Annotated in this window: 14 protein-coding genes; 4 read left to right on the top strand and 10 right to left on the bottom strand. The window is 51.4% G+C overall.

What is annotated here, in order from left to right; translation table 11 throughout:
• Nucleotides 1-308 precede the first annotated feature (308 nt).
• The 3 genes from JWG88_RS19395 to JWG88_RS19385 all read right to left on the bottom strand — a co-directional run bounded on the left by JWG88_RS19395 (nucleotide 309) and on the right by JWG88_RS19385 (nucleotide 3,037).
• Nucleotides 309-464, bottom strand: a complete 156-nt coding sequence (locus JWG88_RS19395) for a bacterioferritin-associated ferredoxin (RefSeq protein WP_205235451.1) — start codon at nucleotides 462-464, stop codon at nucleotides 309-311.
• Between the two features lie 203 nt (nucleotides 465-667).
• Entirely contained in the window at nucleotides 668-1,705 is a 1,038-nt protein-coding gene (gene proX / locus JWG88_RS19390; RefSeq protein ID WP_353740707.1) for a glycine betaine/L-proline ABC transporter substrate-binding protein ProX, read from the bottom strand.
• Between the two features lie 687 nt (nucleotides 1,706-2,392).
• A complete protein-coding gene (locus JWG88_RS19385) occupies nucleotides 2,393-3,037 on the bottom strand; it encodes a YceH family protein (protein WP_205235449.1) in 645 nt (214 codons plus the stop codon).
• A 299-nt stretch (nucleotides 3,038-3,336) separates the two neighbouring features.
• Between JWG88_RS19385 and JWG88_RS19380 the strand changes: the two genes are divergently transcribed.
• The 3 genes from JWG88_RS19380 (at nucleotide 3,337) to JWG88_RS19370 (ending at nucleotide 5,581) form a co-directional block, all read left to right on the top strand.
• Nucleotides 3,337-4,470: a restriction endonuclease gene (locus JWG88_RS19380; protein ID WP_205235448.1), complete on the top strand. Its 1,134-nt coding sequence runs from the start codon at nucleotides 3,337-3,339 to the stop codon at nucleotides 4,468-4,470.
• Nucleotides 4,467-5,078, top strand: a complete 612-nt coding sequence (locus JWG88_RS19375; protein WP_205235447.1) for a hypothetical protein — start codon at nucleotides 4,467-4,469, stop codon at nucleotides 5,076-5,078. Before JWG88_RS19380 ends, JWG88_RS19375 begins: the two co-directional genes overlap by 4 nt.
• Before the next feature lie 83 nt (nucleotides 5,079-5,161).
• Complete coding sequence (locus JWG88_RS19370) at nucleotides 5,162-5,581, top strand: VOC family protein (RefSeq protein WP_205235446.1); 420 nt, start codon at nucleotides 5,162-5,164, stop codon at nucleotides 5,579-5,581.
• A 215-nt stretch (nucleotides 5,582-5,796) separates the two neighbouring features.
• Here the strand turns inward: JWG88_RS19370 and JWG88_RS19365 are convergent, their stop codons facing one another.
• The 7 genes from JWG88_RS19365 to JWG88_RS19335 all read right to left on the bottom strand — a co-directional run bounded on the left by JWG88_RS19365 (nucleotide 5,797) and on the right by JWG88_RS19335 (nucleotide 13,819).
• Nucleotides 5,797-7,428: an amidohydrolase gene (locus JWG88_RS19365; protein ID WP_240194630.1), complete on the bottom strand. Its 1,632-nt coding sequence runs from the start codon at nucleotides 7,426-7,428 to the stop codon at nucleotides 5,797-5,799.
• A 5-nt stretch (nucleotides 7,429-7,433) separates the two neighbouring features.
• Nucleotides 7,434-8,474: a proline racemase family protein gene (locus JWG88_RS19360; RefSeq protein WP_205235444.1), complete on the bottom strand. Its 1,041-nt coding sequence runs from the start codon at nucleotides 8,472-8,474 to the stop codon at nucleotides 7,434-7,436.
• 111 nt (nucleotides 8,475-8,585) lie between these two features.
• Nucleotides 8,586-9,686: an ABC transporter ATP-binding protein gene (locus JWG88_RS19355; RefSeq protein WP_337833145.1), complete on the bottom strand. Its 1,101-nt coding sequence runs from the start codon at nucleotides 9,684-9,686 to the stop codon at nucleotides 8,586-8,588.
• A gap of 130 nt (nucleotides 9,687-9,816) precedes the next feature.
• On the bottom strand, nucleotides 9,817-10,980 hold the full coding sequence (locus JWG88_RS19350; RefSeq protein ID WP_205235442.1) for an extracellular solute-binding protein: 1,164 nt from the start codon (nucleotides 10,978-10,980) through the stop codon (nucleotides 9,817-9,819).
• Nucleotides 10,981-11,236: 256 nt separating this feature from the next.
• Nucleotides 11,237-12,031 (bottom strand): ABC transporter permease, encoded by a 795-nt coding sequence (locus JWG88_RS19345; protein WP_205235441.1) that lies wholly within the window; start codon nucleotides 12,029-12,031, stop codon nucleotides 11,237-11,239.
• Between the two features lie 3 nt (nucleotides 12,032-12,034).
• Nucleotides 12,035-12,901, bottom strand: a complete 867-nt coding sequence (locus tag JWG88_RS19340) for an ABC transporter permease (protein ID WP_205235440.1) — start codon at nucleotides 12,899-12,901, stop codon at nucleotides 12,035-12,037.
• Between the two features lie 135 nt (nucleotides 12,902-13,036).
• Complete coding sequence (locus tag JWG88_RS19335; RefSeq protein ID WP_205235439.1) at nucleotides 13,037-13,819, bottom strand: IclR family transcriptional regulator; 783 nt, start codon at nucleotides 13,817-13,819, stop codon at nucleotides 13,037-13,039.
• Nucleotides 13,820-14,158: 339 nt separating this feature from the next.
• Here JWG88_RS19335 and JWG88_RS19330 point away from each other — a divergent pair, with 339 nt between their 5' ends.
• Nucleotides 14,159-16,618 carry a radical SAM protein gene (locus JWG88_RS19330; RefSeq protein ID WP_205235438.1) on the top strand — a complete coding sequence of 820 codons (2,460 nt, stop codon included), beginning with the start codon at nucleotides 14,159-14,161 and terminating at the stop codon, nucleotides 16,616-16,618.
• Nucleotides 16,619-16,645 lie beyond the last annotated feature (27 nt).

Below are 16,645 nucleotides of genomic sequence, written 5' to 3'. Positions count from 1 at the left end.
CGCTTATTCTGAAAGAAGATCCAGCTGGAAGTGTCGAAGAATATCCTCTCTCCCCATGGCTCGAGCCTTGTTTCCCTGGCTTTGTCTGCTCTTGTTTTTAAAAGTCTTGTTTTTAAGAATTGCAACAGGGTCTATCAGGGATTGCCCCTGAGCCACAAATAAAGGTCAGAAAATGCTGTGTTTCAGGGTAATAAGAATTGTTTTTGTCTAATTTAATCTCCTTCTTTATTGAAGTTCTCGAAGGGATTTGGCACGACCCCTTTAAATCTTGCTGCCTTGTCCACCAACTGGCGAACATCAGCAAGGCATCAGCGCCCTTTCGGGTTCTTCACGTGACACTGACACCCACCTGCTTTTTTTTCAGACAGGATCCTCTCCATGATCACGGATCTGCCATTTTCCATCACGTCTTCCTCGATATCGGAAGCGGTGTAGCCAAAGCAATAACAAATCAAGCCGTTCATCTTTTTACCTGCTAATGGGGGATTCTGTTCACGGAAATTTTGCAAAAATACCGTTTGGAAGCATCATAAATACTTGAATAATCATTAAACAATTTTTTACCAGCAGTGCTGTCTTCCAAGCATCCTCATCAAAAGCTCAAAAAAAAATCCCGGAAACCATAAATGATTCCCGGGACCGGACTAAATTAAAGCTAAAATATAGCTTACATAGCAGCTTTACGAGCATCTTCCAACCAGCCATTCCAGGTAGATTGGTTTTCAGTGATCCACTCATCAGCATGACCTTCGATGGCCTTCTGGCTTTTCTCACCGTCGTTCATACGGGTGTTCTGCCTATTGATATCAATAAGCGGCAGAGTGAAGACCTCAAAGAACTTCCGGGCAGCAGGGTTGGCTTCCGCGAAGTCTTTGTTGGCAACAATCTGGATATCGGAGACGACAAAGCCCAGATCAATCGGATCTGAAACAGCACCCTCGACGCCGCTCAATGTCATCCGGTCAACAGCATTTTTCTGTGAATCTTTAGGAATAATTTTAGGTACATTAATCCACATCACATCTTTACCAGGCTGTAATTTAAATATGGTCCAGTTTGGCGCCCAGGTGTAGAAAAAGATCGGTTTTCCTGTCTTGTAATTGGCCAGGGCCGATGCCATTCCGGCCTCATAGGATGCTGTTCCGGGGGTGATGTGATCTTTAAGGTCATAGACGTCCATATGATGACTGATCACTGTTTCACAGCCCCAGCCAGGAGGACAGGCTGTCAGATCGGCTTTACCGTCACCGTCGTTGTCAAATGCCTTTTTGACTTCATCGCGTTTGAAATCATCCAATGACTTGATGTTGTATTTCTCCACATGCTCTTTGGAAACCAGGTAGCCGCCAAGTCCACCGGTTTTGGCTACATATCCGTAGGTGTCGGCATCTTCATAGAAATTTTTGGGTAGCTGGGCATCATGCATGGGGAACCAGCCGTTTGTCCAGTAATCGACATCGCCAAGCGCGACGGATTTATAGAAAATAGGATTCTGCAGATCTTTTGGCTTTTTAACATCATAGCCAAGTTCTTCCAGTCCCCGGCGCACCAGGGCTTCCTGGAAAAAACCGGTGTTCCAGGTAGCTCGTGCAGGCTTTACGGTAACGCCTTCACCGGGCTTGTCCGGTGAAGCAAATGCAGTTGTCGCTCCTGTACAAACGAGTGTTGATAAAACAGCACCCATGAGCAATTTTTTCATCATCATCATTAAATCTCCTTTATTCTTTTTTCTTTTTCCATTTCAACGGTTATAGCCCTCAGAAGGGTGTATTCGCCGGGGAACAATGTTCCGGGACCCAAACGCAATGCAGAGCGCCAATAAAACCATGGAAAGGGTATTGTGGGGCTCCAGGTTCAGCCGGGTATATGGATCGGCCGGGGGAACCGGAAGTGTATGCAGCACCTTTGAGTATTTTCGTTATAATTTAGTGCAGTTCCAAGATGTGATTATAGCAATTATTGGTGTGCATTTCAATGGGAAAGATTTTGAACAATATTATATAGTACAATAATATTGTGCTAAGAACCTATATTGTGGGAAAATATCACGTGTAGAAATATTTACGAAATGCGTTAAAAGACCATCAGCCTGACATCCGGAATGTCGAATATCCGAAATGTTGTCTATAAAATGAAGAGTTAGCTTCAGGAAGGGCGTTTATGAATGAAAAAAATTTGACGATCCGGATTTACAGCATCGTATAATTTTGATTGTTCCCTTTAGTACCTTACGGATATTTGTTATGCTCTCAATTTTTTTTACCAGGGTTCCGCGAGATCAAGATGAAATTTCTGAGAAAAGTGGAAATAAGACATCGGCAAGTCCTGAATTAGGAAAAGAATTTGGGGAATAAAGTGCTGGAGAAGAAGCTCTATACATCCTCCTCACAAATCATTCAAACTGGGATTTAAATTCCATAAATTCCCGGCGCAGATCCACTAGTTCCCGATCCAGCCTTGCAACCTGCTCTTCCAGTTCCGTTATTCTGTCGTTTTCCCTGGAAGGCGTTGGAGTGGCTGTTTGAAACTCGAGATCCAGCGCTGCTTCCTTTCGCTCTCCGCTTAAAAGATGATCGTATCGAGATTCTTTGCGGCCCGGTTGCCTGGGCAGTTTTGTCACCAGCCCGCTCTCTTCGAGGCTGCTTATGGTTGCCTGGACTTCCCCGAGGTCGGTGAAACTATAGAGGCGCTCGGTGCGGCCGCGAATCTCTCCTACAGTTTGTGGTCCACGCAGCAGAAGAATAGCCAGGATCGCCTCCTCGCGACCAACCAGATTCAGACCTTTTGTAAATATATGTTCGTATTTTGCAACCCGGCTGACATTGCTCTGCCGGACGAGCTTCTGCGCAATCAGGCTATCCAGTGCGGAAACAACGGTTTCTTCATCATAGGAGACCACCGGGTCGCGGTTCGATTTCTGGTTGCAGGCGTTGATTAAACCGTTCAGGGAGAGGGGATAGTAGTCGGGAGTCGCTCTTTCCTTTTCCATCAAACAGCCAAGCACCCTAACTTCCGTATCGCTGAGTAGTATATCCATCTATTCAACCTCACTGTTATTTTGACTGTGCTGTAAATATTCTTCCCCAGTCATTTGCCGCAGAAATCTTGATCCTGGGATGCCGGAAACGGGGCAGCGGCAGGCTTTTTGCGTTCTCATCATTGTTAGCATCACTCTCCGTGTTGGTGCAATAAAAATCGGTGTGCTCAAATTGAGATCGATTCTGCGATAAGCATTTTTACGAATCCATCACCATAACCTGACTGATATATTGATATTATCGAGGAGCAGTGGTAATGGTTTGGAAAGCCGATTTTGAAGCTGCCAGGAGATAGCCGATGTCCCGTAAAAATATCCTTGATGATATGCTTTTTCTTGCTGCCAAACTGCCGTGGTGGCTGGGAGTGGGTTGCGCCCTGCTGTCCTACCTGCTGCTGCACCACTATTCTCTGCAGCCGTTGTCTCCTGCATCAGGCCTTGATGATCTCATTAACGGCGTTTATCTCGGGGCTTTCCGTGCACTTGCCGCCTTTGGCCAATACATCCTGCCGCTGCTGTTTCTGCTGGGGGCGTTACTATCCGTGCTGCAGAAACGGAAACGCAAAAACCTCTTTAAGGCAGCTTCGCGCCGCAGCTCGGCGGAGAGTTTGAATGACATGCCCTGGCGGGATTTTGAATTTCTGGTGGGCCAGTATTTCCAGCGTCTGGGCTTCAGAGTTGAAGAAACGGGAAAAGGAGCAGACGGCGGTTATGGTCTGATTGCCGTCAAGGACAGGGAAAAATTTCTTATCCAGTGCAAACAGTGGAGAGTCGATACAATCGGGGTAAAGATTATCCGGGAGCTGTTTGGTGTAGTGACGGCAGAGCAGGCCAGCGGTGGAATAGTGGTTACTTCAGGTAAATTCAGCAAAGACGCACTCGCCTTCGCCAGGGCCAATAGGATTATGCTGATTGACGGTAAGGAGTTGCACGGCAATATACGCTCGCGGGCGGGGACGGAAGATGGGCCGGACAGTAAAAAAGGCTGTGATCACCCGAAGCTGAAATGGGCCTGTGCGGCACTTTTACCGCCCTTAGTCGGTGGAGCAGTGCTGCTGTTTACGGAACCAGGGAGGATGGTGTATTCCTCTTTTTCGACACGGAATCAGGATCCGGCACAAAGCCATGAAAGCGGATCTGCCTGGCAGCCGCAGGAGAATGACCGAGTTTTCAGCGTCGGGCAGGTCCGGCAGGCTATGGAAGAAGTGCTGCGCAACAACAGCCGGCAGGCAGAAAACAGGGACGGTGAAGGGGCTGCCGAGCCGGTCCTCTACCGCTACGAGATAGAGCTGCATAGCGGTGGCTGGATCTCCGTCGATAATGCCGAGATTAGCGATAAGACAATTATCTATACAGGAAGGCGCGGCCTGGTTGTCTCCCTTGATCGGAATGAGGTACGCAGTATGAAGCGGGTCCGTGTGGAAAAAGAGTGAAAAAGAAATCGATGAGCGATGATTGTCACAATTTTCTGAAAAAATGTCTGCTCTTCGATATTGAGGTAAATAAGCGCAATGTCATTTATTCGATCGGGGCCGTCCATGTCGGCATGTCCCGTGCCCGGGAAACCCTGCACCTTTTAAAGATCGATGGGGTTACCAATCCCCATGCGGAGGTATTTTCCGGTAAATTCCTGCAGGAGAGAAGACTGCTCCCCTCTGGGAATAAGGAGCGGACTTCATACCGCTATGCGCTGCTCGGCATGGAAGATCTATTCATCGATTATGCCGGCAGAAGGCTGGAAAACAGCGCGATCCGGAGGGCTTTGACGGTGCTGAATTGCGGAGATGTGCTAAGCCTTGCGGGGCGCGGCGATCATCTTGAACTGGTTAATAACGAGGGCGTTTCCGTGGCTCGTTTGTCAAAAAAAGCCAAACATATCTGGGATTCAAGGCTTGAATTCATTGAAGAGATAACTATTGTGGCAATGATCAGGCGCTACCGTGACGATGTCGATGATGAAAAATTTAAAAACAGATGCCACGGAGATATGTGGGAGGTTCCTGTGGTGGAGTTGTCGTACCGGTCACTGCCGACACCGTAAATCTCCACTACCGTGATTCCGTATACCGTTCCGCATTCCGGAACGCCTATGAATATTAACTAACAGCAAAAAAAGGAGAAAACATGAAATTTTTACACACCATGGTCCGGGTAAAGGATCTTGAGCAGTCGGTTGCCTTTTTCACCGATATCCTCGGATTGACCGAAACACGAAGGAATGAGTATGAAAAAGGCCGCTTTACCCTGGTCTATCTGGCAACCGCTCCCGGTGAACCTGAGGTCGAATTGACCTACAACTGGGACCAGGAAACACCGTACAGCGTGGGGGACAACTTCGGCCACTTGGCATTCAGTGTGGAAAATATCTATGATTACTGTCAGATGCTGATGGATAAAGGCGTTACCATTCTCCGTCCGCCGCGTGACGGCCATATGGCTTTTATCCGTACTCCGGACCAGATCTCTATTGAATTTCTGCAGGAGGGAGAAAGACTGCCGGTGCAGGAACCCTGGGCGTCTATGGAGAATAAGGGGAGTTGGTAAGGGCGGCAGGCTGGAAGGACGGTAGTCTGCATGTATTTAGAGGCTTTTGTGAGGTGATGTCAGCCTGACAATCCTGTACTTAGACGCACTTATGAAAAACTATCCTTTCCCTATCCCCCGGCACTACTTTTCTACCGTCATTCCGGACCCCGATCCGGAATCCATAATAGTTACTGTATGGAGCGTGCTGACATAAAACTGCAGTATTCCGAGTACTAAAACAGCCGATGTACAACCCGGCCTTCAAAGATGGTCATATCCACAGAAGTCTCAGCAATATGCTCCGGCGGTTCAGCTAAGATATTGTTGCTGAGAACGGCCAGATCGGCCTTCATGCCTGGAGCGATAACACCCAGATCGTCAGCCTTATGCACCATCGCAGGCACCGCAGTAAAACCATTCAGTGCTTCGGCGACATTAACCCTTTCCCCGGCATGCCAGCCCTCGGCAGGGGTTCCGTCGAGCCGCTGCCGGGTGACCGCGGCATGAATGGCCGGCAGCGGTGCCGGAAGGCACACCGGACAGTCGGAGCTGAACATCACCGGCGCACCGGTGTCCATGAGGCGGCGGAAGGCATAGGTCCATTTGCCCTTTTCGCCGACCGCCTGGTCGATAAGGTTGAAGTCGAGGACCATGTTGCAGGGAGTGACGCACAGGGCCAGATCGAGGTTTTCAAGCCGCCGGGCATCCTCGGGCCGGATCATCTGCACATGTTCGATGCGGTGCGGGTATACAGGCCTGTCTCCATTTCCGCGGTTTGCCTGCAGTTTCTCAAAAATATCGATCAGTTCCCGGTTGGCGCGGTCGCCCACGGCATGTACCATTACCGCCAGGCCGGCAGCCTCGGCTTTGGCGATGTCCCTGGACAGTTCGTCCATGTCCAGCATCGGCATGCCGCATCCGGCATCGAGGAAAGGATCGATCATCCAGGCGGTGCGGGCACCCATGCCGCCATCCGAGAAAAACTTGACATGGCCGAGGCGCAGCTTGTCGCCTCCGAAGCCGCTGCGCAGGCCGAGTCCGATAATATTATCGAGCTGGTGTCCGGGTAGAGTGACCCAACTGCGCAGCTCGAGCCCCCCCTGCTCGTCGAGTTTCTGAAAACCCTGCAAAGCCCTGGCGCCGTCGCTGTCCTCCATCAACCGGACATCGTGGATTCCGGTGATGCCCACTTTGTGCAAAGCTCTTGCACCTTCTCTGAATGCATCCAGCACTTGGGCTGAACCTGGAGGTTCTACGGATTTGCGCAGCAGGTTGATGGCAAGCTCGCGCAATACTCCGGTGGGCTCACCAGCCCCATCCCGCTCGATCCTGCCCTCGGGGGGATCGGCCGTGGAGGCGTCAATACCGGCAAGCTGGAGGGCTCTGGAGTTGGCCACCGCCAGGTGAAGATCGCAGCGCCATAACAACACCGGATGATTGGGGGCGGCTTTATCCAGTGTGGTGCGGCTGGGCATCACCGGCTCGCTCCAGTCGGTCTCGTTCCAGCCCTGGCCCATGATCCATTGATCTGAGGGGAGTTGCTCTCCTTTCCGCCGCACCATGTCAAGCAGGTTGTCCAGACAGCCAAGACCTTCGAGTTGGAGGTCGCGGCGCTTGAAAGACCATTCGTAGAAGTGGATATGGGTATCGATGAAGCCCGGCACCGTCAGCCTGCCGCCAAGATCGATTTTTTCGGTGTCCGCTGAAGCCAGAGGCAGAATGTCGTCGTTAGAGCCAATGGCCATGATGCGGCCGCGGCCAATGGCCAATGCCTGTGCTCCGGCGATGATGGGCGCGGCGGTGTCCCTGTCGGCAAAGAAACCGTTGTAGAGAATGATTTCAGGAGCAGGATATGTCCTCTTCATGTCGCTCACAGCAGGAAACCCTCCGGAAAAGGATCCTGCGGATCGATGACAAACTGATGGGATCCGGTCATCACCGCGCTTCCCCTGACCAGGGCCACGATGCCCTCGAAATTGCCGATCTTCTCCAGCCGGATTATCTCACCTTCGAAAACCGTGCCCAGCGGGCTGCTGTTTCGGTAAACCTGCCCGGGTTTCAGTTTGCCCTTATGGTGGAGCAAGGTCATTTTGGCGGTGGTACCGGTGCCGCAGGGCGAGCGGTCCATATGCGACTGCCCGTAGATGACCACGCTGGTGCCGCGTCCTTCGCCGCCTTTGCCGTCCTCGGCATAGAATTCGACAACGTCAACGGTCTTGACCTCGGGCCGCTGAGGATGGCGGACTTCAAGCGTGCGGTTGGCCGCCTCGATTATCTCCATGCCCAGGGAGATGAGTTTGTTGCTGTTGGCGGGAATAAGATCGATGCCGATGTCGGCCGCCGACACCATGGCAAAGAAGCCGCCGACATAGACAAGATCGATGCTGATCTCACCGAACTCGGGGATGTACAGGAGGCTGCCGGTCTGGGAGACAAAGGAGGGCACCATCTCCAGGCCGACGGACTCGACCCGGCCGTCGCGGATATGGGCATGGGCCTGCAAGGGACCGGAGGGAGTATCGATAGTGATAACCGTGTCGCCGTTATCCACCTCGATGGCTCCCGTTTCCACCAGCGTTGTGACCGCACCGATAGTGGCATGACCGCAGAGATAGGGAAAGCGCCTGGCGTCCATATAGATCAGCCCGAACAGCGCTTCCGGGCTGACCGGCTCGGTGACCATGGCAGCAAACATGTCGCGGTGGCCACGGGGTTCGCAGGTCAGCAGCATACGTATATTGTTGTGGCGGGCAGCGAAAATATCCCGTTTTTCGGCGATGGTTTTTCCCGGCAGATCGACGCCGCCGAGCAGTAGCCGGGTCGGCTCGCCCTGGGTGTGCGAGTCGATGGTCCGCAGAAAATTTGAATAACGGCCGGTAAATCCCTGCACGGCCTGCTCCAGGTTGAGCATCGTTGTCCCCTTATGGTGGAGAAAGAAAGTGGAGAATACTTAAAAACGAAAAACCTGAAAACGATAATGTCTGTTTTCAGGTTTAATGCAATTCTACAGTAAAGATCCGCTTCATTCAATGGGAATGAGATGGCAATGGTGCGGTGCTACCTCGACACTGACCTTCTCCCCGACATTATAGATTCTGGTTCTCATCATACTGATGATATGGATCTCCCGACCGCCGCCGAGTTCGATAAAATAGCTGACCTCACCGCCCATATAGCTGCGATCCTTGATCTTGCCCTCGAAGGCATTCATTCCTTCAGTAGCGTCAAACTCCTCCATGGGGTAAAGATCGAAGCGCTGCGCCCGGACCACCAACTCAACCCGATCTCCCTGGCTGAACATATTTTTGTTGTCGGCGATAAGCAGGTCGCCTGTTTCAATCTTGACCCGGACATGCTCTTTTTCAACCTCGACAATCTCGCCTTTGATAAAGTTGGAGTGCCCCAGGAAATCGGCGACAAAATGATTGATCGGTTCGTTGTACACCGTCTGCGGATCGCCTTCCTGCTGTTTGCGCCCCTCTTTCATCACCAGGATTTTGTCGGACATGGACAGGGCTTCGCGCTGATCGTGGGTGACGAATATGGTGGTCACGCCCAGCAGTTCCTGGAGGTTGTCGACCTCTCGGCGCATCTCTTCGCGCAGATTTTCGTCAAGAGCTGAGAGCGGCTCGTCCATGAGCAGGACATCCGGTTCGATGACAATGGCGCGCGCCATGGCAATACGCTGCTGCTGGCCGCCGGAGAGTTGGCTGGGCATACGATTTTCCACGTTGGGAAGGCGGACCATTTCCAAAGCTCTGGCCACCTTTTCCCGGATCTCATCCTTTGATACATTGCGGTATTTCAGGCCGAAGGCCACATTGTCAAAGATGTTCTTATGGGGAAAAAGAGCATAGTTCTGAAAGATCATGCCGAGATTGCGCTTATGGATCGGAGTATCGTTGATCCGTTTTCCCTTGATGAAGATATCGCCCTCGGTGGGATCCTCAAGACCAGCCACCATGCGCAGCAGTGTAGTCTTGCCGCAGCCGGAAGGTCCTAGCAGGGTTACCAGGCTGCCTTCCTCGATATCAAAATCCATCTTTTCAACGGCGACGATATTGTCGAACCGTTTCATTATGCCTCTGAATTCCACAATAGGCTGTTTCTTGCCGGTTGCCACTGTCCTTTTCTCCATGTTCCAAATTATACGATAACCTGGCCGGGCTCCCATGCCCGGCCCGTGCTGCTGTGCTGCGGCGTATTGATTTTTTGGGTGATGGAAAAAATCAATACGCCCGGGTTGTGGTTAATCAGCTGCCTGCCTTGATGCGGTCCCATTTTTCCGTCCATTCCAACTGGTGCGCATTCCAGTATTCAGGTTCGGCGAAAAGATACCCTTCCAGTGTACCGGTTGGATCAAAGGCCGGAAGTTTCTTGATACTCTCCGGCAATTCAACCTTGGTGGGATCGAGGCTCGGCGGATAGTTCTGTCCCTCGGCCACGGCGATGGCGGCTTCCGGCTCGAGCATGAAGTTAAGCAGCTGCTGAGCAACTTCAAGGTCTGTCCCCTTGAGCACAAAAAGATATTCCATCCAGGAGTAGGTGCCTTTCGGAGAGAGGTAGCCGATGGGATGTCCTTCCTGCTGCAGAGCGGCGATCCTGCCGGACCAGGCGGAGGTGGCGTAGATTTCCTCGTTGGCCAGCAGACTCATGAGTTCGGCTCCTGAGCTCCAGTATTTTTTCATCAGATCGCGCTGTTCACGCAGGGCTGCCCAGATGGCATCGATATCGGTCATGTTGTTTGGACTTTGACCGGTGTGCAGCGCGGCATACCACATATTGGTCCTGAAGTCGCCGCCCCAGCTGCCCAGCTTGCCTTTGAGTTCCTTGTCCCAGAGCAGGGAGGCGCCCATTTTTTCAGCCTTTTCCTTGCTTATCTTGGTGGTGTTGTAGGCGATGCCTGTCTGACCGAGATCATAGGGGACAGCAGACAGAGTGCCGCCGGTAATATCGCGTAGCGGCTTGATCATGGCTTTCATCACCAGATCCAGGTTGGGGATTTTCGCCTCGTCCAGTTCCGTGGAGAATCCCAGATCGACATAACGGGCGTAATCGAAGACGGCACTGAGGTGGGCGATATTAAATTCACCGCCCGGTGGATAAGAGGCCTTGACCCTGGTGAGATACGAGTCCATGTCACCGAACTCGCCGTCGATTACCTTGATGCCGGTAGCTTCGGTGAAGGGCTCAAAGGCGTATTTGCGGAATGCCTCTGAGGTACTTCCACCCCAGCCGTCGAATCTGATGGATTCCGCTGCCTGGGCATTGCCGAGCATCTTGCCGAAAGGACTTCCCATCAGGCCGATGGTGGCGCCTGCCATGGTAAGGTATTTGAGAAAGTCTCGGCGGCTGAGATTACCGCTTTTGTAGGCATCATAGACACGATCCAATTTTTCCTTGGTAACGATTGACATGTGTTCTCCTCCCTGTTGTGTTTAATGTGACGTAACTCTTCAGCAGCATACCCGATGTATGGCTAACCGCCCTGCTTATGGACATATGGCGTACTGCTAAACAGTTACAGACCGGTGGTTGGCCAAATAATGCGGATCAACCTGAATAGTTACAATGTGACTTTGAATCCATCCTCTGTGATTGCCGAAACCGAGTTGTTCCGGAGTGGTCCGGAAACCGTCAATCCCTGATTATTCCGGCGCTATTGCAACCTGTTCACTCCTTAAACTTGGAAAATCTGCGTGACAGATATCCAGCCAGCAGCGGCGTGGAGACTGTCAGCACGATCATTACCGTACCAAGGGCGTTGATTTCGGGGCTGATCGAATTTCTCAGCATACTGAATATCTTGACCGGTACGGTCTGGTTCTCCGCCGTCGCCCAGAAAAGCGTGGCGGTGATATCGTCGAATGAAATCGTAAAGGCAAAGAGGGCTCCGGCCAGAATGGCGGGCAGCAGCAAGGGGAAAGTGACTTCCCTGAAGGTCTGAAAGCCGTTGGCCCCCAGTGACCGTGCAGCCTCCTCATATTCTTTTTTGATGCCGACCAGACGTGCCTGAACAATGAGCAGTACATAAGGCAGGGTCAGAACCACATGACCCATGAGCAGCAGGGCGAAGCTTTTTGGTTGCTGCAGATAGCGCAAAAAAAGGAGCAGAGCCACGCCCAGCACCACCTCGGGAATCATGATAGGAGAGAGCAGCAGGGTATTGATGGTGTTTTTGCCGGGGAAGTCAAAACGGATAAAAGCCAGTGCCGCAAGTATGCCGATGGCGGTTGAGATAATGGCGGTGAGTGATCCCAGGATCAGTGAATTTTTAAAGGCGTCGATGATCGAGTCGTTCTGGGCGAGTTTAATGAACCAGCGCAGGCTGACCCCATCCATCGGGAAGATTCCGAACTGCTTGGGGTTGAATGACAAAACAATGACAACCACGATGGGCGTGAACATGAAGATGTAGACCAGTATGGTGTAGAACCTGATGAGTGACCATCCAATTGAATGTCGCATGGGTTATTTTCCCTGAAAGCTTTTGAAAATCTGGTTGATACCCAGGTAACGATTGTAGGTCCAGACAATCACAAACAGCAGTGACAGCAGGATCACACTGATGGCGGAGCCGAAGGGCCAGTCCAGAGTGCCCACGACCCGTTTGAAAATAAGGTTGGCGATCATGTCGTTGCCGGGCCCGCCAAGGATCATGGGCGGTAGATAAGTCCCCGCCGTCAGCACAAAGACCAGGAGACAGCCGGCGCTGAGGCCGGGCAGGCTCAGAGGCAGAGTGACTTCGCGGAAGGCCTGCCATTCGGTACAGCCCATGGAACGGGCGGCCTCGAGCAGGCTCTTGTCGATGCCTTCGAGGCTGACGTAGATGTTGAGCACCATAAAGGGCAGCAGGTACATGATCAACCCCATCAGCACGGTAAACTCATTATAGAGCATGGAGATAGGAGTTTCCAGCAGCCCGATCTTTATGAGGAAATGGTTGATAAGACCGGAATCGCCCATAATGTTAATCCAGCTCATGGTCCGGATAATGAAGCTTATCCAGAAGGGCAGCATGATCAGCAGAAGATAAATCTGTTTGTACCGACTGGTGCTCCGGTAGAAAAAATAGGCCGGGATGTAGCCCATGATCACGCAGAGAAAAACGGTTTCAAAGGCAATTCTGATGGTGCGGAACAGTATTTTGGGATAAAAAAAATCTTCGAAGAATTTAGCGTAATTGCCAAACTGGAAAGCCGGGATGTCGGCGCCGCTCGGGGCGCGCAGCCAGAAGCTGTATACCACAACGAAACAGACGGGGATGACGAGAAGAAAAAAGACTGCGCTCATGGAAGGGGCCAGGAGTGCCCAGGGTTTCCAACTTTTGGTTTTCATAGCTGTCGATCAGAGGTTGAAGTGCGTTTTTAAGTATTTAAACCGTGTCCCGTATTTAAACCGTGTCCCATATGCATGTAAAATGTGCAGCAAATCAGTCCTGACCATTGGAAATAATGTCCCGCAGGCCCGGCACTAAATTTTTGCAGAGGGAAGCAGCTGAGAGAGTTGGGCGGCTGTTTCCCTGACCATATCTCCGTATTGAGCCATGATGCTCTCCGCGGTGTGCTGCAGTACTGAAAAATCAAAAGATACCGCACCCACCGACGTTGCGTTTATGGGGTCATACAGCGGTGCGGCAATAGCCAGCACGCCGGGCAGATACTCTTCCACCTGCATGGCGAATCCGCGCTTTCTGGTAATTTCTATTTCTTTGAGCAGTGTATCTTTATCGCGGATGGTGTTTGCCGTTTTGGCAACCAGATCCATCCGCTCAATTTTTTCAGCGATGATGTGGTCCGGCAGGCTGGAAAGATAGGCCTTGCCCAGGGCCGTGTTGTGCAGACAGTTTGTTGAAAATTCCGGCAGGCTGAAAGTCAGGGCCTCCTCCGCCTCCCTGTGGTAGAGACGTACCAGGGTATCATCTACCGCATAGGCGACATCGATGCTGATATTGTTTTCCCGGTGGAGCCGGTCGACGACATCCTTGATCATTTTGAGGTTATCGGTGGCCTGCATCAGGTTGATGCACAGCAGCAGACACTGGGTCGACGGCCGAATCTCCTTGGTTTTTCGATCTTTTTCCAAATATCCCATCTCTACCAGGGTGTTGATGTAACGGTAGGTGGATGTCATATTGAGATCCAGAGTCTTGGCGATTTCGCTCTGGGTTAACACAGGGGTGTCATTCTTGAAAAGAGACAGTATTCTCAAGCCCTTTTCCAATGATTTGGAAAAATAGTATTTTCCTTTTGACATTCCGTTTTGGGATGAATTATTATCTGTCATACTATAATGGGAAAGTTATTACTATAATAGTTAAAATTGCAGATTTTGAGGAGAATGTCAAATAATAATCTGGTGAAATTCCGGATGCTTCCCGTTTTTATAATTTGGGGAATTTGTTTTTGTTTATTAATTTCAGTTGTTTGTTTCTCCAGGTGAAGCGGAATGAGAGGAGAGGAGAGTTTTTTTTACCTGGCTCTGAAATATGTATATTTTGGTAGCTGTTGAATACCTCCCTGATCGGTCATAATCAGCAGAAGTGTGTTTTGACGGCTCTATGTTTTATTATCCTCTTATATTGGGAGAACGAGGATGTCTGAAAATGAGACGATGTTGGAAATTGATTATGCAAATTCCGGGGAAAAAAACGAAGCTTCCCTTACGGACCTTACCGCCGCTCTTACCGGTTTCTTGGAACAACTGGGGGTAAGGCCCCTCATTGACCGTTCCTTTTTCGAAGTAATTCAGATCGGCGATGGTCTGACTAAACGGGAGAGGCTGCTTGAAGCTTGCGGATACGCGGACGATCCTCAGGGATTTTTCACTGATCTCCTGGCGCAGCTGGGCAAAGCCGACGGTACCAAGAAGATCGTTGTCGGTGATATTGAAATGCCCCACCTGCTGTTGATGGCCATTCTTGAGGTGGTTCTGCCCGGAAACAGATTTATATCCATCAAGAACACCGAGCAGCTGGAGAAGGTTGCCAATATCAGGATCAAAAAGTCCGATCATGCCGACATGCAGAAGGTGATCGATACCTATCCGGTGCGGTTGTCGATGCATACTATTCGTCAGATGCGGGTCTCCGGCAGTGTAGCGTATCAATATCTCCCTTTTGTAGAAGAGCTTGATACCATTGGCCATACCAATACCTGGATCGGTCAATTTCACCAGGGACTACTTGAGCAGATGTATCTGAATCGGGTCATTTTCCTGCTCAATATGGCCTGCCCCGTCTACTGCAGGTTCTGTTTCCGCAAGCATAAGGAGGAGAGAAACCAGCAAAATCCGAGCGCCGAGGATGTCCGTACGGCCATCGAACATGTGGCCAACTCACCGGCTATAAAAGAGATAGTCATCACCGGCGGCGATCCTTTCATGAACCGGGAAAATATAGCGAGCGCAATCGACGGGCTGATGGAGGTCGAACATGTGCAGACGCTGCGCCTGGCCACCCGCTCCATCGCTTATTACCCCCATTTGTTTCTCGCCGATGATGCCTCGATGCTCAACTATCTGAAGCGCAAAAACCTGGAGCTGCAGGAACGCGGCAAGCGCATGGAGATCGCCACCCACTTCATCCATCCCGATGAAATTTCGCCGCAATGCCTGATGATCATCTCGGAGCTGGTGAAAAGCGGCATAGTCGTTTATGTGCAGACACCCTTCCTCAAAGACTGCAACGACCAGGGGCCCGAACTGGTCCGGCTTTTCAGTCTGCTGCGCGGTGCCGGCGCTGAACTCCATTATATCTATATCCCCTGCAGTCCGATCCACGGCAACAGCATTTATTGGTCACCCATTTCGAAAGGACTGGAGATGGGTAGCTACCTTCGGGCTCATCTCTCCGACCGGGTCATCCCCAGGATCTGTACGGCCACGCCGATCGGCAAGATGGACTGGAATATCAGCGGTTGGGCAGTAGAGCCGGTGGAGGAAAACGACAATTTCATCTGGATCCGCAGTCCCTACAATCCCGACTATTTCAAGGAGTTCGCTCCGATAGCCAATGAGCTTGAAAATATACGGGTCAATGAGGAGGGCACCATCGATATCCAGTATATGGCCAAGATCGGTGACGACTCGCTCTTTCTCGGTTCACGCCCGCTGCGTTTCGGCGGCGGCATGACTCAGCCGGAGAGCACCGAGGCGGTTCTGGAAATGATGAGGGAGGAGAGGAAGCTCTCGCCTTCGCTGGTCGATACCAGATCCTTTAACCTGTCACGCGTCCATGAGACCAGGGTCGAAGTCGATACCGAGTGCACGGAGGAGGATCTCTATTATATCCGTGGCGATGAGCGCATCACCGATGTAGTGATCATCTCGGAAACCGATGCGGTCGATTCTCTCTATCAGATTGACAGAATCGTTAAAGTTCTCGATGACATACCTCATGTGAACGCCATTCGTCTGCGCAGCCTTAAATTTAATTATGAGCCGCAGTTGTATACAGCTGAGGTGATCGACAGGCTCGCCGGTCTGAACAAGCTCACCCTGGTCAACCCCAAACGGCTGGAAATCGAAACTCATTTTCTGGTGGCGGAGGAATTCACCGAAGAGCATGGCCGTCTGGCCCGACTCCTTAGAAACAAAGGTATCACGGTATACAACAACACCCCGCTGCTGGGACGGATCAACGATACCCCGGAAACCATACATCTTCTCGCCTACCACTGTCGCCAGGCGGGCATTGAATTTCATCATCTCTATGTCGCCGGGCTGGATGTGCAGAACCGCTGGAACAGTGAAAATCCGGTGGCACTCTATGATGTTATCGACATTGCCACACGGGTGCGCAGGGACGGCAGCGGCCGTGAAGTACCCCGCTATATCGTTCACACCTTGCTGGGCGAAGTCGACTTCGGTATGGCCTCTACGATCATCGGGGATGGCGAAGACCTCTCCCTGAAGCTGCTGCCCTACGATCTTGACTACTTCAAAGGAATGTCGGCCGATTTTGAATGGCCGGAAGGTGTCAGGGAAGACAATGACGGCAAACCTGTGGTGCCGATTACGGGACTCTTGAAAACTACGGATTTTGCTCTTTCGTAGCACCTTGATTTATTAAGATAACTTTGG

Origin of the sequence: Desulfopila inferna, from assembly GCF_016919005.1 — a bacterium.
Taxonomy (GTDB): domain Bacteria; phylum Desulfobacterota; class Desulfobulbia; order Desulfobulbales; family Desulfocapsaceae; genus Desulfopila_A; species Desulfopila_A inferna.
Note: the sequence above shows the minus strand (reverse complement) of the source record. Positions and strands in the feature narration are given on the sequence as shown.